This window comes from Streptomyces sp. NPDC001744, from assembly GCF_042892575.1.
Lineage (GTDB): Bacteria > Actinomycetota > Actinomycetes > Streptomycetales > Streptomycetaceae > Streptomyces.
Map to the genome: position 1 here is coordinate 1 of NZ_JBIAUG010000007.1, position 21,064 is coordinate 21,064.

Annotated in this window: 18 protein-coding genes; 8 read left to right on the plus strand and 10 right to left on the minus strand. The window is 73.3% G+C overall.

From position 1 onward, the window contains the following. From ACFYZY_RS10615 to ACFYZY_RS10625, 3 genes are all read left to right on the plus strand, one after another. Nucleotides 1-4,571 (plus strand): RHS repeat-associated core domain-containing protein (locus ACFYZY_RS10615; protein ID WP_388691975.1); only part of this gene is annotated, 4,571 nt, incomplete at its 5' end. A 129-nt stretch (nt 4,572-4,700) separates the two neighbouring features. Then, nucleotides 4,701-4,985 (plus strand): hypothetical protein, encoded by a 285-nt coding sequence (locus tag ACFYZY_RS10620; protein WP_388691978.1) that lies wholly within the window; start codon nt 4,701-4,703, stop codon nt 4,983-4,985. Between the two features lie 325 nt (nt 4,986-5,310). Next, complete coding sequence (locus tag ACFYZY_RS10625; RefSeq protein ID WP_388691981.1) at nt 5,311-6,066, plus strand: maleylpyruvate isomerase family mycothiol-dependent enzyme; 756 nt, start codon at nt 5,311-5,313, stop codon at nt 6,064-6,066. A 70-nt stretch (nt 6,067-6,136) separates the two neighbouring features. Here the strand turns inward: ACFYZY_RS10625 and ACFYZY_RS10630 are convergent, their stop codons facing one another. The 3 genes from ACFYZY_RS10630 to ACFYZY_RS10640 all read right to left on the minus strand — a co-directional run bounded on the left by ACFYZY_RS10630 (nt 6,137) and on the right by ACFYZY_RS10640 (nt 8,945). Continuing rightward, nucleotides 6,137-6,799: a response regulator gene (locus ACFYZY_RS10630; RefSeq protein WP_388692457.1), complete on the minus strand. Its 663-nt coding sequence runs from the start codon at nt 6,797-6,799 to the stop codon at nt 6,137-6,139. 59 nt (nt 6,800-6,858) lie between these two features. Then, a complete protein-coding gene (locus ACFYZY_RS10635) occupies nt 6,859-8,154 on the minus strand; it encodes a sensor histidine kinase (protein WP_388691983.1) in 1,296 nt (431 codons plus the stop codon). A gap of 95 nt (nt 8,155-8,249) precedes the next feature. Continuing rightward, a complete protein-coding gene (locus ACFYZY_RS10640; RefSeq protein WP_388691986.1) occupies nt 8,250-8,945 on the minus strand; it encodes a TetR/AcrR family transcriptional regulator in 696 nt (231 codons plus the stop codon). Between the two features lie 241 nt (nt 8,946-9,186). On the opposite strand from ACFYZY_RS10640, the gene ACFYZY_RS10645 reads away from it, so the two are divergent. Beyond that, complete coding sequence (locus tag ACFYZY_RS10645; RefSeq protein WP_388692458.1) at nt 9,187-9,702, plus strand: nitroreductase family deazaflavin-dependent oxidoreductase; 516 nt, start codon at nt 9,187-9,189, stop codon at nt 9,700-9,702. Nucleotides 9,703-9,754: 52 nt separating this feature from the next. On the opposite strand, the gene ACFYZY_RS10650 is transcribed toward ACFYZY_RS10645, so the two are convergent. Beyond that, a complete protein-coding gene (locus ACFYZY_RS10650) occupies nt 9,755-11,056 on the minus strand; it encodes a geranylgeranyl reductase family protein (RefSeq protein ID WP_388692459.1) in 1,302 nt (433 codons plus the stop codon). 433 nt (nt 11,057-11,489) lie between these two features. On the opposite strand from ACFYZY_RS10650, the gene ACFYZY_RS10655 reads away from it, so the two are divergent. Together ACFYZY_RS10655 and ACFYZY_RS10660 are read left to right on the plus strand one after the other, a co-directional pair. Beyond that, nucleotides 11,490-12,854 (plus strand): dipeptidase, encoded by a 1,365-nt coding sequence (locus ACFYZY_RS10655; RefSeq protein ID WP_388691988.1) that lies wholly within the window; start codon nt 11,490-11,492, stop codon nt 12,852-12,854. 131 nt (nt 12,855-12,985) lie between these two features. Beyond that, complete coding sequence (locus tag ACFYZY_RS10660) at nt 12,986-13,666, plus strand: MBL fold metallo-hydrolase (protein WP_388691991.1); 681 nt, start codon at nt 12,986-12,988, stop codon at nt 13,664-13,666. 14 nt (nt 13,667-13,680) lie between these two features. On the opposite strand, the gene ACFYZY_RS10665 is transcribed toward ACFYZY_RS10660, so the two are convergent. Beyond that, nucleotides 13,681-14,715, minus strand: coding sequence for an NUDIX domain-containing protein (locus ACFYZY_RS10665; RefSeq protein ID WP_388691993.1), 1,035 nt, complete (start codon nt 14,713-14,715; stop codon nt 13,681-13,683). 147 nt (nt 14,716-14,862) lie between these two features. Between ACFYZY_RS10665 and ACFYZY_RS10670 the strand changes: the two genes are divergently transcribed. Beyond that, nucleotides 14,863-15,135: a hypothetical protein gene (locus ACFYZY_RS10670; RefSeq protein WP_388692482.1), complete on the plus strand. Its 273-nt coding sequence runs from the start codon at nt 14,863-14,865 to the stop codon at nt 15,133-15,135. A gap of 136 nt (nt 15,136-15,271) precedes the next feature. Next, on the plus strand, nt 15,272-16,306 hold the full coding sequence (locus ACFYZY_RS10675) for a LacI family DNA-binding transcriptional regulator (protein WP_388691996.1): 1,035 nt from the start codon (nt 15,272-15,274) through the stop codon (nt 16,304-16,306). Between the two features lie 86 nt (nt 16,307-16,392). Here ACFYZY_RS10675 and ACFYZY_RS10680 read toward each other — a convergent pair whose 3' ends face one another. From ACFYZY_RS10680 to ACFYZY_RS10700, 5 genes are all read right to left on the minus strand, one after another. Then, nucleotides 16,393-17,682 carry a DUF6986 family protein gene (locus ACFYZY_RS10680; protein ID WP_388691998.1) on the minus strand — a complete coding sequence of 430 codons (1,290 nt, stop codon included), beginning with the start codon at nt 17,680-17,682 and terminating at the stop codon, nt 16,393-16,395. 151 nt (nt 17,683-17,833) lie between these two features. Continuing rightward, on the minus strand, nt 17,834-18,796 hold the full coding sequence (locus ACFYZY_RS10685) for an electron transfer flavoprotein subunit alpha/FixB family protein (RefSeq protein ID WP_388692000.1): 963 nt from the start codon (nt 18,794-18,796) through the stop codon (nt 17,834-17,836). Between the two features lie 98 nt (nt 18,797-18,894). Next, nucleotides 18,895-19,680: an electron transfer flavoprotein subunit beta/FixA family protein gene (locus tag ACFYZY_RS10690; RefSeq protein ID WP_388692002.1), complete on the minus strand. Its 786-nt coding sequence runs from the start codon at nt 19,678-19,680 to the stop codon at nt 18,895-18,897. 200 nt (nt 19,681-19,880) lie between these two features. Continuing rightward, nucleotides 19,881-20,405 carry a flavin reductase family protein gene (locus ACFYZY_RS10695; protein WP_388692004.1) on the minus strand — a complete coding sequence of 175 codons (525 nt, stop codon included), beginning with the start codon at nt 20,403-20,405 and terminating at the stop codon, nt 19,881-19,883. Nucleotides 20,406-20,603: 198 nt separating this feature from the next. After that, entirely contained in the window at nt 20,604-20,915 is a 312-nt protein-coding gene (locus ACFYZY_RS10700; RefSeq protein ID WP_388692006.1) for a TlpA family protein disulfide reductase, read from the minus strand. Nucleotides 20,916-21,064: the final 149 nt, after the last annotated feature.

Below are 21,064 nucleotides of genomic sequence, written 5' to 3' on the forward strand. Positions count from 1 at the left end.
GCGGCAAGACCTACAAGTTCCGCACCAGCCCCTACGACGGCACCCACTACAACCTGGGCTGGTCGGCGTGGAAGACCTTCACCGTCGACACCACCAACCCCTCCGCGCCGACGAGCATCGCCTCGACCGACTACCCGGCGAACACGTGGGTCAAGGGCGCGGGCCAGACCGGCACCTTCACCGTCACCCCCAACGGCACCGACCACAACTGGCTGGAGTGGTCCCTCGACGGCGTGACCTGGACCAAGGCCGCCACCGGCGGCTCCACCGCCGCCAAGGCCCTCCCCGTCGCCCCGCCCAAGGACGGCACCCACACCCTCCAGGTCCGGCAGGTCGACAAGGCCGACAACAAGTCCGAGCCGGTCTCCTACACCTTCCACGCCGGCCCCGGCGGCTTCGTCCAGCCCGCCGACGGTGAGCGCACCGCGCGCCGTCTGCCCCTCGTCGCCGAGGCCGACGCGGGTAAGTACAACCAGGTGTCCTTCTCCTGGCGGCGTTCCGAGGCCGACCCCTGGGTGCAGATTCCCGCCGGGCAAGTGACGTCCGGTGGTACTCCGCTGACCGCCTGGCCGGTGCCGCTGGTGAACGGCAGGAACGCGCCGCTGGTCTGGAACGCCACCGACACCGTCGACCCCGACGGCACGGTTCAGATCAAGGCCGACTTCACCGGTGCGAACAGCGCCACCGGTGCCACGCAGCCGCTGACCGTCGTGGTGGACCACAACGCTGACAGCGCCGCGACCTCCGAGGTCGGGCCCGGTTCGGTCAACCTGCTGACCGGTGACTACACGCTGTCCGGCACCGATGTCTCCGTGTTCGACATGAACGTGACGCGCAGTGCTTCCTCGCGCACGCCCACTGCGGGCGCGGGCCGGGAGGGCCAGGCGGCGATCTTCGGCAAGGAGTGGGTGGCGGGCACGGCCGCTCAGGCCGTGCAGTCCGACTACTCCGAGATCCGCAAGACCTCGGCCACGTCACTGGACGCCGTCACCGCCGAGGGAGGCACGATCTCCTTCACGTCCAACGCGACCAAGACGGCTTGGATCCCCGAACCCGGCGCGGAGAACCTGACGCTCAAGGGCAGCCTCACCAGCGGTGACCTCACGCTGTCGGACACCGACGGCACCATCACCACGTTCAGCCGGGTCGGCACCGCCGGCACCGCCTGGACCGTCAGCCGCTCCTTGCTGGACGGCCACGCCAACTCCACCACCGATGTCGTCTCCGAGTCTGTGACCGTGAACGGCAAAGTGCTTGCCCGCCCCAAGCGGATCATCGCGGCCACCAGTGCCGTGACCGTGGGCACGTGCGAGGCCAGCCCGTCCACCAGGGGATGCCGGGTCCTGGAGTTCGTCTACGCACCTTCGACCACCGCGACCTCCTCGGTCTTCGGGGACGTCAAGGACCAGGTCTCCGAGATCCGCGTCTGGGCGACCTCGCCCGGCGCGGCGTCCTCGACCTCGACCACCGTCGCCACGTACACCTACGACGAATCCGGACGGCTCAGGGAGACCTGGGACCCGCGGATCTCCCCGGCGCTGAAGACCACCTACGCGTACGACTCGGCGGGCCGCGTCACTCGGATGACCCCGCCCGGCCAGCTGCCGTGGACCTTCTCCTACGGCAAGGTGGGCAGCGATCCGGTGACGGGTGACGGCATGCTCCTCAACGTCAGCCGGCCCACGCTGAAGCCGGGCTCCGCCGCCGAGACCGACGGCAACACCGCCCAGACGACCGTGGTCTACGGCGTGCCCCTGACGGGCGGTGGCGCTCCTCAGGCCATGGGTGCCGCCGACGTCAAGGCATGGGGCCAACTCGACGCGCCCACCGACGCCACCGCGGTCTTCCCCACGGACGCACGCCCGTCGTCCAGCGACGGCAGCGCGCTGACGGCCGCCGACTACCGGCGTGCCATGGTGCACTACCTCAACGCGTCCGGCCGCGAGGTCAACACCCTCGACCCGGCGAAGAACGTCACCACGACCGAGTACGACCAGTTCGGCAACAGCGTCCGCGAGCTTTCCGCGGCCAATCGCGCCCTCGCCCTCGGCACCACCGCCGCGGAGAGGGCCACGCTCGCGGATCTCGGCATCGCCACGTTGCCGGCCGCCGAGCGCGCGGAGCTCCTGTCGAACCGCGGCATCTACAACGCCGACGGCTCGCGCGAGCTGGAGACTCTGGGGCCCCTGCACCGAGCGGTGCTCGAAGCGGACCTGAAGGACGGTACGACCACCGTGGCCGCGGCCGGCGAACAGCTGGTGGTCCGGCACCGCACGGTCAAGGAATACGACGGTGGCCGTCCCACCGACGGAAGCGCCACCGTGTCCGACAAGGTCACCAAGTCCACCGAAGGCGGCCAGCCGCGCAACTGGCCGACGCTGACCGCGGACCCCCGGGTGACCCAGACCGTGTTCGACTGGGGCAACGGACAGCCCACCAGCACCATCCAGGACCCGGGCGGCCTCGCCCTCACCGAGAAGGCGACGTACGACGCGACTGGCCGGCAGATCAGCCGCAGCCTGCCGGCCTCCACGGGTTCGGACGCCGGAACCCTGATCACCGAGTACTACACCGGTGACGGAACCGGCGTGTGCGGAGGACGTCCCGAGTGGGCCGACGAGGTGTGCCGTACCCGGCCCGCCGCGGCCGTCACCGGCGGCGGCGGCAACCCGGCCGAACTGGTCACCACGCTCGCCGAGTACGACCGCTGGGGCGAGACCGCCAAGCTGACGGAGACCGCCAACGGCGGCACGCGCGTCAAGACGACGGCGTACGACCCCGCCGGCCGGGCCTCCACGGTGACCGTCACCGGTGGTCTCGGCACGGCCGTCCCCGCGGTCACGACGGCGTACGACCCGGCCAGCGGCAAGGTGGCCACGATCACTTCCACCGACGGCGGCACGATCAGGAAGTCCTACGACAAGCTGGGCCGCCTGATCTCCTACACCGACGCCGACGGAGGTGTGACCACCAGCACGTACGACGCCGAGGGCCAGCCGGTCCAGGTCAGCGACAGCGTGCCGTCGAGCACCACGTACGGGTACGACACCACGAACGACCCGCGCGGCCTGGTGTCCTCCCTCACCGACTCGGTGGCCGGCACCTTCACCGTCAGCTACGACGCCGACGGCCAGGTGCTGAGCAGGAAGCTGCCCGGCGGCTTCACCATGCGTCAGAGCACCAACCCCGCCGGACAGCCGACGGAACGCACGTACACTCGCGACAGCGACGGCGCGATCCTCTTCTCCGAGAACCTGCTGCCCACCGTCCACGGTCAGCGGGCCACCTACACCGGTTCCGCCGGGCAGACCTCCAACCAGACCTACAGCTACGACAAGGCAGGACGACTCACCAAGGCCCAGGACGACACGGTCGACGCCGTCTGCGTCACCCGTAGCTACACCTTCGACAAGAACTCCAACCGGAAGACGCGCTCCGTCGCGGCCGCGGCCCCGGGCCTGGACTGCACCACCAGTGGCGCGACCACCACCACGCACGCCCACGACAGCGGCGACCGCCTCGTCGACACCGGCTACGCCTACGACGCGTTCGGACGCACCACCGCGGTCCCGGGCACCACGCTCGCGTACTACGCCAACGACCTGGTACGCCAGCAGACGGCCGGTTCCCAGCGGCAGACCTGGTCCCTCGACTCCCAGCTCCGCTTCCGCGGCTGGACGATCGAGTCGAACGCTTCCGGCACCTGGACGCAGACCCAGTCCAAGCTGAACCATTACGGCTCCGACGCGGACTCTCCGCGTTGGATTGTCGAAGACACCGCCACCGGGGCGCTGACCCGCAACGTCAACGGGTTCGACGGCGGGCTGGCGGCCACGACCGGCAAGACCGGTGACACGGTGCTCCAGCTGGTCAACCTGCACGGCGACGTCGTGATGCAGCTGCCCACCGCGACCGGCCAGTCCGCCACGGTCCTCGGCACGGACGAGTTCGGCAACCGCACCGACGACGCCGGTACCGTCCGCTACGGCTGGCACGGTGGTCAGCACCGCTCCTCCGAGACGCGGACGAACCTCCTGCTCATGGGTGTACGCCTGTACAACCCGGCCACCGGCCGGTTCCTGTCGGCCGACCCCGTGCCGGGGGGCAGCTGCAACGCGTACGACTACGCGTGCGCCGACCCGGTGAACAGCGAAGACGTCACCGGGTGCGCCACCTGCCGGGTGCCGAAGCACGCGTGGACCGGCCGCACCTTCACCACGGTCCTGCGTACGACCGCGTGGAGCTACGGCAGCTGGCAGAACTACAACTACCACTGGTTCTGGGACGTCGTCAGCGGTGACTGGGGCCCCCTGCCGATCACCTCGTGGAAGCGCCAGTACCGCTACCGCAAGCAGTACGTCTTCAAGTGCCGTGTCGCAGCCTGGTACGGATGGGGCCGACAGAAGATCGTGGCTTCGTACGAGACCCGCTACCAGTACTCCTACCGTGACCGGACCACCTACCGGATAGCCTGGTCGGGCATCAAGTGGACCCGGACCGGCGGTTGGAGCTGGGCCCGAACATCACGGACGTACGTGTCCAGCTATCGGATCGTCTACACCAACGGCTGATGCCGGTGCGCTGATCCGATGAGGGGTGGGTGTGCCCACGTGTGAGCGTGGGACACACCCACCCCGCCTATGATCGATCACCTGCGGTCCCCGTCCTCCCGCGACCGCCCGGAACGAAAGTCCGTCCCCATGCTGTTTGCCGTCGCCGCCATCGGCATCGCCGTCTTCGCCTTCACCCTGTGGTGTTCCGTCACCGTGGCCCGGATCAAGGATCTGCCCCGGTGGCGCCGGTACCTCCCGCTCGCCCTCTTCCTCGCCTCCGCCCTCACCAGCGCGCTTCGCGCCTTCGACATACCTGACGTGGCCAACGCCGTGGCCTTCCCGTTGAACGCCGGGGCCGTTGCCGTGGCTCTTGCGGAGATGCGTGCCGCCCGGCAGCGCCACAAGACGTCCGAACCCCGATCCGCCGCGTGAATCCCGGTCACGGGTGATCGAGGCCGAGCGGGCGGTGGACCTGAAGCCGGCGGGTACCGACCCGCTGACCGCCGAGGAGCGCACCTGCGTGGCCGAACGGTTCGTGGGACGTACCCTCGCCTGTCGCGTCCCGGACGTACCCGACGCCGGTGCACGGCTTCCCCTTCGGGCAAGGCCACCCCACCGTCGAGAATGATCGCGTGAGACGGCCCCGGAGGTTATTGCGGCCTCGCCCGCGCGTTCCGTTCCGGCGCGACCTCGGGCCCGTACCGGGGCCCCCGCCTCTGCCAGAATCCGTCGCACGGACACGACCGACGGGGGAACGATGGAGATCGCGGAGTACGTCGAGGCACTGGACGAGGCCGGCCGGGGCCTCGCGGAGGCGGCGGCCGGGGCCGGACCGGACGCGGAGGTGCCGACCTGTCCGGGGTGGCGAGTCCGCGACCTCCTCCGGCACGTGACGACGGTGCACCGCTGGGCCACCGCGTTCGTGGCCGAGGGGCACACCGCGTACCGTCCGGGCGGCGGCGAACCGGCGCTCGACGGCGACGAGTTGCTCGCCCACTACCGCGAGGGCCACGCGGGCCTGGTGGCCGCCCTGCGCGCCGCGCCGGAGACGCTGGAGTGCTGGACGTTCCTCCCGGCGCCCTCGCCCCTCGCCTTCTGGGCCCGGCGGCAGGCGCACGAGACGGCCGTCCACCGCGCGGACGCGGAGTCGGCGCTCGCGGCCGGTCCCGGACCGGTGGACCCCGGGGTGGCCGCCGACGGGATCGACGAGCTGCTGAGCCTCTTCCACACCCGGGACCGCAGCCGGGTGCGCACGCCCGCGCCCCGGACCCTGCGGGTGCGGACGACGGACACCGGGGACGTCTGGACCGTACGGCTCTCGGCGGACGCCCCGCGCACGGAGCGCGCGACCGGCTCCCCCGGCTCCGGCCCCGTGGACACGGAGCTGAGCGGACCCGCCGGGCGGCTGTACCTGGCGTTGTGGAACCGGCTGCCCGAGGAGGCGGTCACCGTCACCGGGGACGCCTCGCTCGTACGCCTGTGGCGGGAGGGTTCGGCGATCACCTGGGACTGAGGCCCTCCGCGCCGGGCCTCCCGTACGTCACCGCCCCGTCGCGCGGCGCGCGGTGCCGCGCCCCCGGGGATCAGCCCAGCCAGCCCGGCCGCACGAGGCCCGACTCGTACGCGAGCACCACGAGTTGGGCGCGGTCGCGGACGCCGAGCTTCACCATGGCACGGCTCACGTGGGTCTTGGCGGTGAGCGGGCTGACGACCAGCCGGCGGGCGATCTCCGCGTTCGACAGACCGATGCCCACGAGGGCCATCACCTCCCGCTCCCGTTCGGTGAGGGCGCCGAGCGCGGCCGTGGCCGCCGGTGCCCTGGAGCGGGCCGCGAACTCCTCGATCAGGCGGCGGGTGACGCCCGGGGAGAGCAGGGCGTCCCCGTGGACGACGGCACGCACCGCCCGCAGCAGTTCGTCCGGCTCGGTGTCCTTGACGAGGAACCCGGAGGCGCCGGCACGGATCGCCTCGAAGACGTATTCGTCGAGCTCGAAGGTGGTCAGCATGACGACCCGCACCCCGGCGAGTCCCGGGTCGGCCGTGACGCGCCGGGTCGCCTCCAGGCCGTCGAGGCGGGGCATCCGGATGTCCATGAGGACGACGTCGGGGCGCAGGGCGCGCACCCGTTCCACGGCCTCGTCGCCGTCGGCGGCCTCCCCCACGACCTCGATGTCCGTCTGGGCGTCGAGCAGGGCGCGGAAACCGGCCCGTACCAGCGCCTGGTCGTCGGCGAGCAGGACGCGGATCGCGGAGGCTCCACCGGGAACGGGGGCGTCTCCGGGGCCCGGGGCGGGGGCGTCTTCGGTCACGGGGTCTCCTCGGGGGCGAGCGGGAGTACGGCGTGGACGCGGAAGCCGCCGTCCGGGCGGGTGCCCGCGTCGATGGTGCCGCCGAGGGCCGCGGCGCGTTCCCGCATGCCGGCGAGGCCGTTGCCGCTGCCGCCCGCCTCGGTGCCGGTGGCGGGGCCGTCGTCGTCGACCGTCAGGTCCAGGCGTCCGGGACCGCGTGCGATCCGCACCCGGGCGGTGCGGGAACCGGAGTGGCGCACCACGTTGGTGAGCGCCTCCTGCACGATCCGGAAGGCGGCGAGGCCGGCTCCGGGCGGCAGGCCCCCGGACGGGCCGCTCGTCGTGACGGTGACGGTCAGGCCCGCGGCCCCCGCCTGTTCGACGAGTTCGGGGAGCCGGTCGAGCCCGGGGGCCGGTGCCCGGGGGGCGTCGCCGGGGGTACGGAGGGAGCCGAGGACCTGGCGCACCTCGCCGAGCGCCTCCTTGCTGGCCGCCTTGATGGTGGTCAGGGCGGTGCGGGCCTGTTCGGGGTCGGAGTCCAGGAGGGCCAGGCCGACGCCCGCCTGCACGTTGATCACGGAGATCGAGTGGGCGAGCACGTCGTGGAGTTCACGGGCGATGCGGAGCCGCTCCGCGTCGGCGCGGCGCCGTTCGGCGGCGGCCCGGTCCGCCCTGCGCCGGGCCCGCTGTTCGCGTTTCTCCCGGATCGCCTCGGAGGCGGCGAGCACGGCGACGGCGAAGGCGGCCGCGGTGAGTTCCTGGCCCCAGGGGGCGGGCCCGTCGCCCGCCGGGGGCAGGTGACCGTAGAACAGGTGCGCGAGGAGCAGATGTCCCGTCCAGAGCAGGCCGAGGGCCCCTCCGGCGGCGGCGCGGTGGCCGTGCACGACGGCCGCGAAACAGGCGACGGCGATCAGGACGAAGACCGGGCCGTACGGGTAACCGGCCGCGAGGTAGCCGAGGGTGACGGCCGCGACGGCGAACACCACGGGCACGGGCCGGCGGTGGCGGAACACCAGCGGGGCCGCCCCGAACAGCAGCAGGACCCTCCCGAGGGCGTCGAGCGCCTCCCGGCCCTCCTGGTTGCGCGCGGCGAACCCGCTCCCCGCCACCGCCACCAGGGCGATCAGCAGCGTCGAGCGCCAGGGCAGCCGGCCGTCATCCCGGTCCCGCCCCTCCCCTTCCTCCCCTTCCTCCCCTTCCTCCCGTTCTCCCCGTTCTCGCCGTTCTCCCCGCTTCCCTCCGTCCCACAGCTCCCGTCCCTCCCGCCGCTTCCGGCGGTCGCGCGGGGGCCGGTCCGCCCTCTCCTCGTCCATGTCCGCCACGCTAGTCGCACCCGTCGGCGGGAGCATCGGCCCGGCGGGGTGGCCGCCCGTACTCCCCGGGGAGTACGGGCTCCGCCCGGGGCGCCTCAGCCGCGCGGCAGCAGGCCGGCCTCCCGGCCCAGCCGGCGGGCGGCCTCGGCGAAGAAGGCGTCCCGGTCCTCGACGACGCGGTGGAACTGGCCGAAGACCTCGAAGGAGACCAGGCCGAAGAGCTGCGCCCAGGCGGCGACGAGCGCGACGGCGAGGGCCGGGGGGAGGTCCGGGGCGATGTCGGCGGCGATGCGGGCGGCCTCGGGGCGCAGGGACTCCGAGAGCGGGGGGAGCGCGACGCCCTCGCCGGCGTGGGCCCGGCGGACGATGCCGACGAGGACGAGGCCGACGCGGGCGGCGGGGACGACGGTGTCCTGGGGAGCGGCGTAGCCGGGGACCGGGGAGCCGTAGATCAGGGCGTACTCGTGGGGGTGGGCGAGCGCCCAGGCGCGGACCGCCCGGCAGACGGCGGTCCAGCGGTCCAGCGGGCGCCGGTCGGCGGAACCGGCGGCGGCCTCTTCGGCGGCGGCTCCGACCGCGTCGTAGGCGTCGACGATCAGGGCGGTGAGCAGGTCGTCGCGGCTGGGGAAGTAGCGGTAGAGCGCGGAGGACACCATGCCCAGCTCACGGGCGACGGCCCGCAGGGACAGCTTGGCGGCCCCCTCGGCCGCGAGCTGTCGGCGGGCCTCGTCCTTGATGGCGGCGGTGATCTCGATGCGGGCGCGGGCGCGGGCCCCTCGAACGGTCGTCATGGAGAGCAGTGTGCCATTTCCGGAGCACCGCAACGTTTCGAGAGCACTGCTCTTGATTGTGAACACCGAACTGTGCACACTGATCTCAAGCGAGAGCACTGCTCACTATCTGCTCGCCGCCGGAAGAGTCGTAGCCCCGCTCCGCAACCCGCAGGAGGCAGCCATGTCCGCCCGCCCCGCTCAGCCTGCCGGCCCCACCAGCTCTACCAGCTCTACCAGCTCTACCAGCTCTACCAGCCCTATTGACCCCAACGGCCCTGCCAGCCCCACCGGCCCCGCCGGCCCCTCCCCCGCCGCCCACGTCATCAAGCCCGGCTGGTTCACCGTGAACGTCCTCAACCGCCTGGTCGCCTGGGCCACTCGCCGCGGCATCAGCGTCCTGGGGTCCCGCGTGCTCGCCGTCCGCGGTCGCAAGAGCGGCGCATGGCGCCGCACCCCCGTCAACCTCCTGACGGTGGACGGCGCCCAGTACCTCGTGGCTCCGCGCGGACACGTCCAGTGGACCCACAACATGCGGGCCGCCGGCGGGGGACGGCTGCACCTCGGCAGGCACATGTGGGAGTTCACCGCCGTCGAGGTGGCCGACGACGACAAGCCCGTCCTGCTCCGCGCCTACCTCAAGCGCTGGAAGGCCGAGGTCGGCGTCTTCTTCGGCGGGGTCGGCCCCGGCTCCTCCGACGCCGAGCTGCGCGCCGTCGCGCCGAAGCACCCCGTCTTCCGCATCACGACGACGGGCCCCGCCGCCCCGGCCGCGTGAGCGGGCCGGGGCGGCGAAGCCCGTGCGCGTCGAACCTTCCGGGTCCCCCGGATCAGGACCGCTCCGGCTCCCCCCGGTCCCCGTCCGTCCCCGTGACCTCGGCGCTCTCCGTACTCTCCGCACCTTCGGGTCCCGGCGCGTTCCGCTCCTTCGCGGTGACGCCCCGGCCCGCCGGGCCGACCCCGGACGCGGTGTCCATCCTCCGGTCCAGGACTTCGAGGGCCCGCCGGGCCACGCCGTTCGAACGGACCATGCCGCCGAGCGTGGCCGCGCCCCGGGTGATGTCGGCGAACGCGTTCCAGGCCGGCCGCAGTCCCGTGAGGGTGGCGTGCAGCAGTCCCGGACGCCGCTCGAAGACGGCGAGCATCCGCCGGCCGACGGCCATCTCCACACCGAGGCCCGCCTTGATGGCGAAGGCGTAGTTCAGGGCCTGGCGGCGGGCGTCGACCGCGTCGTTCGCCTCGGCGACCCGTACGGCCCACTCGCCCGCGAGCCGGCCCGAGCGCAGCGCGTACGAGATCCCCTCGCGCGTCCACGGCTCCAGGAGACCGGCCGCGTCGCCGCAGACCAGGACCCGGCCCCGGGAGAGCGGCGAGTCGTCGGTGCGGCAGCGGGTGAGGTGGCCGGAGGAGAGCGCGGGCTCGAAGCCGGCCAGACCGAGCCGGGCGACGAAGTCCTCCATGTACCGCTTGGTGGCCGCCCCCTCGCCGCGGGCCGAGATGACGCCGACGGTCAGTGTGTCGCCCTTGGGGAACACCCAGCCGTAACTGCCGGGCATCGGACCCCAGTCGATGAGGACCCGCCCCTTCCAGTCCTCGGCCACGGACGGCGGCACGGGGATCTCCGCCTCCAGGCCCAGGTCGACCTGGCCCATCCTCACCCCGACGTGAGCGCCTATCCGGCTGGCGCTGCCGTCGGCGCCGACGACCGCGCGCGCCAGGATCGTTTCGCCGTCCGCCAGGACGACGGCGGCGGTCCGCCGGTCCGGCACCGCCGGACCGTGCTGCTCCACCCGGGACACCGTGGCCCCGGTCCGCAGCTCGGCACCGGCCTTCTGCGCGTGCTCGACGAGCCGCGCGTCGAACTCGGGGCGGTTGATGAGACCGAAGAGCATCCTGCGCGAGCGGCGGGTGCGGGCGAAGCGCCCGTCGAGGGAGAAGGTGACGGCGTGCACCCGGTCCCGGAGGGGCAGTTCGAAGCCCGGCGGGAGCGAGTCGCGGGAGGGGCCGATGATGCCGCCGCCGCAGGTCTTGTACCGGGGCAGCTCGGACTTCTCCAGGAGGAGCACCCGGCGCCCGGCCACCGCCGCCGCGTAGGCGGCGGACGCGCCGGCCGGTCCGGCGCCGACGACCACGACGTCCCAGACGTCGGCCGAACCGTCCGCGTCCGGCGCTCCGTCCGCGTCCGCCGCCTCGCCCGCGTCCGCCGCCCCGGTCTCCTCCGGGAGCGCCACCGCGTCCGTGCTCGTGCCCGCGTCCGTGCCCGCGTCCCCGTCGCCCTCCGCGCCCCCGGCCGCCGCCGGGTCCGGACGGTGGTCCCTCGTCGCCTCCGCACCGTTGCCCTCAGGAGCCGCGCCTTCGGGCTCGGTGTTCTCCGGACCGGCGTTCCCTGCGTGCTCGCTGCTCACGATGTGCTTCTGCTCCTGATCCGACCGGGGTCTGCTCCTGACGCATCCTACGGCTCGGTAGCCGGAGCCCCGCCCGTAGGATCGACGGTGCGTCCGCCGCGCCACGACCCTCGGCGGAAGCCGTCCTCCCCGTAACGTCGCACCCATCAGGAGCGTGCCCATGACCCCGAACCCGATCGCCGAGACCGTACGGTCCCTGATGCCCCGCGCCAAGGCCGAGCTCGCGGAGCTGGTGGCCTTCGAGTCGGTGGCGGACGAGAACGTGGCGCCGCGCAGCGAGTGCGAGGCGGCGGCGAACTGGGTCGCGGACGCGCTGCGCGCCGAGGACTTCCGGGACGTGGCGCTGCTCGACACCCCGGACGGTTCGCAGGCGGTGTACGGCGTGCTGCCCGGCCCGGCCGGCGCGCCGACCGTCCTCCTCTACGCGCACTACGACGTGCAGCCGAAGCTGGACGAGTCCGCGTGGCTCTCCCCGCCGTTCGAGCTGACCGAGCGCGACGGGCGCTGGTACGGGCGCGGCGCGGCCGACTGCAAGGGCGGCGTCGTCCTGCACCTCCTCGCGCTGCGCGCCCTGAAGGCGAACGGCGGCGTCCCGGTGACGGTCAAGGTGATCGTCGAGGGCTCCGAGGAGCAGGGCACCGGCGGCCTGGAGCGGTACGCGGAGGAGCACCCCGAGCTGCTGGCCGCCGACGCGATCGTGATCGGTGACGCGGGCAACTTCCGGGTGGGCCTGCCGACCGTGACCGCGACCCTGCGCGGCATGACGATGGTCCGGGTGCGGATCGACACCCTGGAGGGCAACCTGCACTCCGGCCAGTTCGGCGGCGCCGCCCCGGACGCGCTGGCCGCGCTGATCCGCGTCCTGGACTCGCTGCGCGGCCCGGACGGCTCGACCGTCATCGACGGCCTGCCGGGCGGTGAGGTCTGGGAGGGCCTCCAGTACCCGGAGGCGGACTTCCGCAAGGACGCCAAGGTGCTTCCGGGCGTGGACCTCCCGGGCTCCGGCACGGTCGCGGACCGCATCTGGGCGCGTCCCGCCGTCACCGTCATGGGCATCGACTGCCACCCGGTGGCCGGCGCCACCCCGTCCATCCCGAAGACGGCCCGCGCGCAGATCAGCCTGCGGGTGCCGCCGGGCCAGGACGCGGCCGAGGCGACGAAGCTGCTCTTCGCGCACATCGAGAACCACACGCCGTGGAACGCCCGGGTGACCCTGGAGCAGGTCGGTCAGGGCCAGGCGTTCCAGGCGGACACGTCGAGCCCGGCGTACGCCTCGATGGCCGAGGCGATGGCCGTCGCGTACCCCGGCCAGGAGATGCAGACGGCCGGCATGGGCGGCTCGATCCCGCTGTGCAACACGCTGGCCTCGCTGTACCCGGAGGCGGAGATCCTGCTGATCGGCCTGAGCGAGCCGGAGGCGCAGATCCACGCGCCCAACGAGTCGGTGTCCCCCGAGGAGCTGGAGCGCCTGTCGGTGGCCGAGGCGCACTTCCTCGTCGGCTACGCCCGCTCGAAGCGGGCCTGACGGCCGGCGGCCCCCGACCCGGATCCGGCGTTCGGCGTTAGGCGTTAGGCGTTAGGCGTTAGGCGTTAGGCGAAACTCGCCGAGAGCGTAGAGCCGTGCGGCGGACGGACGCGTGTGCGTAGGTTCGCCGCATGGAACTCATCGGGATCGCTCCGCGGCTGCATCTGCTCGACTTCTCCGTGGGTCAGGCGTACCTCTGGCAGGACGAGGGGGAGCTGACCCTGATCGACGCCGGCTGGGCGGGGACGGCGGACACGACGGCGGCGGCCGTACGGGCGGCCGGCCTGGACCCGGACCGGCTGCGCCGCGTCGTGCTGACCCACTGCCACCGGGACCACGTGGGCGCGGCGCAGGAACTGGCGGACCGTCACGGGGCCGAGATCATCGCCCACCACCTGGACGCGCCGGTGGTCCGGGGCGCGGCCCCGGTCCCCGAACCGGACCTCCTGGACTGGGAGATCCCGCTGTACGAGCACGGCCTGACCGTGCCGGAGGCGCCGCCGACCCGGGTGGACCGCGAGGTCGGGGACGGCGAGGACCTCGGTTTCGGCGACGGGGCGGTGGTGGTCCACACCCCCGGCCACACCCCGGGTTCGATGGCGGTGCACCTCCCCCGCCACGGCGTGCTGTTCACCGGGGACACGGTGGCCTCGGTCGGTGACGTGACCTTCGGCGTGTTCCACGTGGACCGCGCCCTCGCGAGGGAGTCGATGCGGGCGCTGGCGGAGCTGGCCCCCTCGGTCCTGTGCTGCGGTCACGGCGCGCCGGTGGTCACGGACGCGGCGGCCCGGCTGGCCGCCGCGGCCGCCTGACCCGCCCGGCCCGTTCACCCCACCGGGGCCCCGGCCTCCAGGTTGAGCACCGTGCCGCGCTCGCGGGCGCGCAGGGCCCAGTGGAGGCGGTGGTAGCGGACAGGGGGCAGGAGGTCCGCGGCCTCCTCCTCGGTGACGAAGCGCCAGCCGCGCAGTTCGGAACCGGGGAGGCGGAGGCGTGCGGCGTCGGCGGTGCGGAGGGTCCCGCCGTCGAAGAGGAGGCGCAGTCCGCCGTAGCCGGGGGGCTGCGGGCGCTCCCAGTCGACGAGCAGCAGCCGGGGCACGGCGTCGAGTTCGATGCCTATCTCCTCGGCGACCTCGCGCATCCCGGCGCGGGCCGGGGGTTCGCCCGGTTCGACCACTCCGCCGGGGAACTCCCAGCCGGGTTTGTAGGTGGGGTCCACGAGCAGGAAGCGGTCCTGCTCGTCGAAGAGGAGCACACCGGCGGCGAGGGTCTCACCGGTCGGCTCGGGCGTCTGGACGATCCCGCAGGGGGCGGCGAGGCCGGAGCGGACCGCGTCGGCGACGGCACGGGCGGCCCCGGCCGCGGTGAGCGCCGAGGTGTCGACGGCGTACGCGTCGCCGGCCAGCCAGCCGAGGGCCGCGCGGTACGGGGCGACGTGGGCGTGGCACCACTCCCGGACGCGGGCGTCGGCCTCGGGGTCGCCGTACTCCGTCCGGGCGTCGATCCGCTGACGCAGGATCGTTTCCTCCGGTGCGAGCAGGATGTGGCGCACTTCGATGCGGCGGGCGGCGAGGCCACCGAAGATCTCGTCCCGGTACTCCTGGCGGAGCAGGGTCATGGGGACGACCAGGACACCGCCCACCTCGGCGAGCAGGGCGGCGGCGGTGTCGACGACGAGGCGCCGCCATATGGGCAGGTCCTGGTAGTCCCCGACCTCGGCGAGCCGCTCGGCCGGGAGGAGCCGGCTCATCGCCCCGCCGGTCAGCTCGGGGTCGTACAACGTGCTGTGCGGAATCAGATCGACCAGTTCGCGCGCGGTGCTGGACTTTCCCGCGCCGTACGCACCGTTGATCCAGACGATCACGATTCCCCCTCTTCGGTAGCCCCCTGTGCCTTGCCCGCAACACCCTGCCACGGAAACCACGAACGTATGGATCGACGTCGTTATCGGCATGTGCGTGCGACTTGCGGGAATTCGTCGTGGAGAACGGCGAGCACAAGGGGTGTGGAGATGACGCGTACAGTTCTCGAACGTTTTCCGGCCGGTGGCCCCCGGGGCAGCTGGCCCGCGGAGGAGTTCGCAGGAGCGCGGCGCGACGAGGGCGTGCCGGCCAGGGTCGTGATGGATCTGGAGTCCGACGCGTTCCTGGTGGTCGTGGAGCAGAGGCCGCCGGAGCAGAGGACGGCTTCCGGGCAGAGGGCGCCGTCCCCGAGGGCGGCCGGGCCCAGGCCGCCGGAGCAGAGGGCCGCCGATCGGGAACCGGTCGGGGCCGTACGGGAGTGAGGGCGGTCCGCGCGACCGGTGGGGCCCCGGTTTCCGGGGCCCGGAGCGTCGCCGCGGCCCGGGTCTTATGCTCGACCCGGGCCCGCGCCGCGTCCCGCCCCCGGCGGGCCCCGACACGACGGAGGAACCGGACACCGTGGCCGATCTCGCCCGCCACCCCGCTCACCGCTACGGCAATCGGCCCACGATGAAGGACGTCGCGGCCCTGGCGGGTGTCGGCCTGAAGACGGTGTCCCGGGTCGTGAACGGCGAGCCGGGCGTCACCCCCGACACCGAGCGGCGCGTGCGGGAGGCCGTCGACGTCCTCGGCTTCCGCCGCAACGACAGCGCGCGGGTTCTGCGCAAGGGCCGGACCGCGACCGTCGGCCTGGTCCTCGAGGACCTCGCCGACCCCTTCTACGGGCCGCTGAGCCGGGCGGTCGAAGAGGTCGCCCGGGCGCACGGCGCCCTTCTGATCAACGGATCGAGCGCGGAGGACCCGGGCCGGGAGCAGGAGCTGGCGCTCGCGCTGTGCGCGCGCCGGGTCGACGGCCTCGTCATCGTCCCGGCGGGCGACGACCACCGGTACCTGGAGCCCGAGATGCGGGCGGGCGTCGCCACGGTGTTCGTCGATCGTCCCGCCGGGCGGATCGACGCCGACGCGGTCCTCTCCGACAGCTTCGGCGGGGCGCGCGACGGCGTGGCGCACCTGATCGCGCACGGCCACCGCGGGATCGGTTTCATCGGCGACCGCCCGCACGTCCACACGGCGGCCGAGCGGCTGCGCGGCTACCGCGCGGCCATGGAGGACGCCGGCCTCGCGGTACGGGACGAGTGGGTCTCGCTGGGGCCGACCGACCCGGAGCGGGTGGGCTCGGCGGTACGGGGGATGCTGACCGCGCCGGAACCGGTGACGGCCCTGTTCGCGGGGAACAACCGGATCACCGTCACGGCCGTCCGGGCACTCGCCGGGCACCCCCGGCCGGTGGCCCTGGTCGGCTTCGACGACATCGAACTGGCCGACCTGCTCGGCATCACGGTCGTCGCCCAGGACGCCGCCGCGCTCGGCCGGACGGCGGCGGAGCGGTTGTTCCGGCGCCTGGACGGAGCGGAGGGACCGCCGGAGCGGGTGGTGCTCGGTACGACGCTCCTCGCGCGCGGGACGGGCGAGGTCCCGCCACCGGCCGGCTGACGCCGGCACCGGGGACGAGGTTCCGGCGGGAGCGGACCCCGGGGCGGCCCGGCCGTTCCCCGCACCGGCCGCCCCGCCCCGTACGCCTACTCGGCGGAGGCGGTGAGGTCTCCTCGGCGCGGGGCGGCGAAGCGGTCGAGGTCGGCGCGGGTCATGCCGGTGAGGGCACCGACCTCGGCGGCGTCGAGGGCGCCGCAGTCGATGCCGCGCAGCAGGTAGGAGCTGAGGGCCTTGGCGGTGGCGGGCTCGTCCATGACGTCGCCGCCCAGGTGACCGGCGTAGGCCGAGAGGCGCTTGGCGGCGGCCTCGAAGCCCTCGCGGTAGAAGGCGAAGACGGCGGCGTACCGGGTGGGGATGTGACCGGGGTGCATGTCCCAGCCCTGGTAGTAGGCGCGGGCGAGGGCGCGGCGGGTGAGGCCGAAGTGCAGGCGCCACGCCTCGTGGACCTGCCGGGTCGTGCCGACCGGCAGGACGTTGGTGGAGCCGTCGGAGACGCGGACCCCGGTGCCCGCGGCGGCGACCTGCATGACCGCCTTGGCGTGGTCGGCGGCCGGGTGGTCGCTGGCCTGGTGGGCGGCGGAGACGCCGAGGCAGGCGCTGTAGTCGAAGGTGCCGTAGTGCAGCCCGGTGGCGCGCCCCTCGGCGGCGCCGATCATGCGGGCGACGGTGGCGGTGCCGTCGGCGGCCAGGATGGCCTGGCTGGTCTCGATCTGGATCTCGAAGCCGAGGCGGCCGGCGTCGAGGCCGTGGGTCTTCTCGAACGCCTCCAGGAGGCGGACGAAGGCGGAGACCTGCTCGGGGTAGGTGACCTTGGGGAGGGTGAGGACGAGGCCGTCGGGAAGGCCGCCGTTCTCCAGGAGGCCGGTGAGGAAGACGTCGGTGGTACGGATGCCCCGGTCGCGCACGGCGGCCTCCATGCACTTCATCCGGATGCCCGCGTACGGGGTGGCGGTGCCGTTCCGGTGGGCCTCGGAGACCAGCCGGGCGGCGCGGGCCGCGTCGGCGTCCTCGTCCTCGCCCCCGTACCCGTCCTCGAAGTCGATCCGCAGGTCCTCGACCGGTTCGCGCTCCAGCTTCGCCCGTACGCGTCCGTACACGTCCTCGGCGAGGTCGTCCCCGAGGCCGAGCACGGCGGCGAAGGAGGCGGCGTCGGGCGCGTGTTCGTCGAGGGCGGCGAGGGCCCGGTCGCCCCAGGAGCGGACGGTTCCGGCGTCGAAGAGGTTGCCGGGTACGTAGACGGTGTGGACGGGCTGGCGGGTGCCGGGGTCTCCCGGGTAGCGGCGGTCCAGTTCGGCGTCCACCGCGGCGAGGGAGGCGCTGATGCCCTCGCTGACCGCGCCCGCGAGGCTCGTCGACACCTTCTCCTGCTGACCCATCCCACATCCTCCTGTTTTCCGCTGCACGGAATCAACAATCCGTATGGCGAAGTTAATGGGCGGTGTCGGCCTGAGTCAATGGGTGTCCGAAACGGCCGGGGGCCGCACGGTGAGAGGTCACCGTGCGGCCCCCGGCCGACAGAAGCGCAGGTCAGCCCTTGCGGGTCTTGACCTCGTCGGTCAGCTGCGGGACGACGTCGAAGAGGTCGCCCACCACGCCGTAGTCCACGAGCTCGAAGATCGGCGCCTCGGCGTCCTTGTTGATCGCGACGATCGTCTTCGAGGTCTGCATGCCCGCGCGGTGCTGGATCGCGCCGGAGATGCCGGACGCGATGTACAGCTGCGGCGAGACCGACTTGCCGGTCTGGCCGACCTGGTTGGCGTGCGGGTACCAGCCGGCGTCCACCGCGGCGCGCGAGGCGCCCACGGCCGCGCCGAGCGAGTCGGCGAGGGCCTCGATGACCGCGAAGTTCTCGGCGCCGTTGACGCCGCGGCCGCCGGAGACCACGATCGCGGCCTCGGTCAGCTCCGGGCGGCCGGTCGACTCGCGCGGGGTGCGCGAGGTGACCTTGGTGCCGGTGGCCAGCGGGCCGAAGGAGACCGTGAGGGCCTCGACGGTGCCGGCGGCCGGGGCGGCCTCGACGGGGGCCGAGTTCGGCTTGACCGTGATGACCGGCGTGCCCCTGGAGACGCGGGACTTGGTGGTGAAGGAGGCGGCGAACACGGACTGCGTCGCGACCGGGCCCTCGTCACCGGCCTCCACGTCCACGGCGTCGGTGATGACGCCGGAGCCGATGCGGACCGCGAGACGGGCCGCGATCTCCTTGGCCTCGGCGGAGGAGGGGACGAGGACGGCGGCCGGGGACACGGCGTCGTGGGCGGCCTGGAGGGCGTCGACCTTGGGGACGACGAGGTACTCGGCGAACTCGGGCGCGTCGGCCGTCAGAACGCGGGTGGCACCGTGCTCGCCGAGGACGGCGGCGGTGTCGGCGGCGCCGTTGCCGAGCGCGACGGCGACCGGGTCGCCGAGGCGGCGGGCGAGCGTCAGCAGCTCCAGGGTGGGCTTGCGTACGGCACCGTCGACGTGGTCGACGTAGACGAGGATCTCAGCCATGGGGATTCCATCTCCTGCGAACGAAAAGGGGCTGGTCAAGGGGCTCGCGCGAGCCTCGGTCGCCGGTCCGGTCCGGGGGCTCCCCGGACCGCCGCCGACTAGATGAACTTCTGGCTCGCGAGGAACTCGGCCAGCTGCTTGCCGCCCTCGCCCTCGTCCTTGACGATCGTGCCGGCGGTGCGGGCCGGACGCTCGGTGGCGGAGTCGACCGCGGTCCACGCGCCCTCCAGGCCCACCTCCTCGGCCTCCAGGCCGAGGTCGGAGAGGTCCAGGGACTCCACCGGCTTCTTCTTGGCGGCCATGATGCCCTTGAAGGACGGGTAGCGCGCCTCGCCCGACTGGTCCGTCACGGAGACGACGGCCGGCAGGGACGCCTCCAGCTGCTCGGAGGCGGCGTCGCCGTCGCGGCGGCCGGTGACCTTGCCGTCCTCGATCTTCACCTCGGAGAGCAGGGTGACCTGCGGGACGCCCAGGCGCTCGGCGAGGATCGCGGGCAGGACGCCCATGACGCCGTCGGTGGAGGCCATACCGGTGATGACGACGTCGTAGCCGGTCTTCTCGACGGCCTTGGCGAGCACCAGCGAGGTGCCCATGACGTCGCTGCCGTGCAGGTCGTCGTCCTCGACGTGGACCGCCTTGTCGGCGCCCATGGACAGGGCCTTGCGGAGCGCGTCCTTGGCGTCCTCGGGACCGACCGTGAGCACGGTGACCTCGGCGTCGTCGGCCTCTTCGGCGATCTGCAGGGCCTGCTCGACCGCGTACTCGTCGAGTTCCGACAGCAGGCCGTCGACGTCGTCGCGGTCCACCGTCAGGTCATCGGCGAAGTGCCGGTCGCCGGTGGCGTCGGGCACGTACTTCACACAGACAACGATCCTCAAGCTCACGCCGGCTCTCCTACTGCATCGTCATAACTGGGCTGCCTTGTTGCTCGCAGCATAGGCGCCTGAAGGGCGGGTTTCCGGTCGGGGCACCGGAGGCTCCCACCAGAAATATTACTCGTCAGTACACCCAGCCGGGCACCACTGAGCAAGCGCTCAGCCGTGTGACCTTCCCAACGCGCGGAGAGCGGCGCGCAAGGGAACTCTCAGTCGCGCAGGGCGTTGAAGCCGCCGTGGTGGTAGAGGAGCGGCCGGCCCGCCCCGTCCGGGTCGCCGGCGACCGCCTGCGCGATCACGATCCGGTGGTCCCCGGCGGGCACCCGGGCCACGACGCGGCACACCAGCCAGGCCAGGACCCCGTCGAGCACGGGCACGCCCTCGGGACCGCGGCTCCAGCGGGTCGCCCCGCCGAACCGGTCGGCGCCGCTGCGGGCGAAGGTGGCGGCCAGCTCCTCCTGGTGCTCGCCGAGTATGTGCACACCGACGAACTCGGCCTCGGAGAGCACCGGCCAGGAGGAGGACGCGGTGCCCACGCCGAAGGAGACCAGCGGCGGGTCGGCGGCGACGGAACTGAGCGAGGTCGCGGTGAACCCGACGGGGCGCTCGCCGTGGGCGGTGACCACCGCGACGCCGGCCGCGTGCCGGCGGAAGACGGAGCGGAGCAGATCGGGAGAGGCGTTCCGGGGCGCGCCGACCGTGGGAACGGTGCGGAGCTCGGGCGAAACCGTCATGGAGTGGTCCTTCTGCGGGAACGGCACGAGAGGGGTCCCGGGGCGGTCGGAGACCCGGACGGCGCGCACCCGTGGCGCGGGGCCGGCTCCCGGCGCGTCCGGCCGTGGAGAAGGAGTTCTCCGGGCATTCCGCCAGCGTGACGATCGATGGCGGGTGCAGTCAAGTACGCCCCGCGATGTGGGAGGAGCGTCACCGCGTCAGACCGCCCGCCCCAGGGCGGCGATGACGTCCGCCCTGCGGGGCTGTCCGGAGGCCCGCCGGACGACGCGGCCGGCCCGGTCGAGGACGAGCACGGTGGGGGTGCGTTCGACGCCGAGCGCGCGGACGAGATCGAGCCGCTCCTCGGCGTCGATCTCGACGTGGCCCACGCCGGGGACCATCGCGGCGACCTCGGCGAGGGTGCGGCGGGTGGCCCGGCAGGGCTGGCAGAAGGCGGTCGAGAACTGCACGAGGGTGGCCCGCTCCCCCAGTTCGGCGCCCAGCGCCTCCGGCCCGAGGACGTCGTCCATCCCGTTTCCGTCTCCTTCTCCCGCGCCCAGGTCTGTTCCGCGTTTTACCGGGTACAGCATCGGAGAAGGGTGTTCGATTCCCGTTCCGGCCACCGCGAGTGACGAGAATCTCCCCGTACGGAGACGCTCGGGCTGGTCACGGCGCTCCG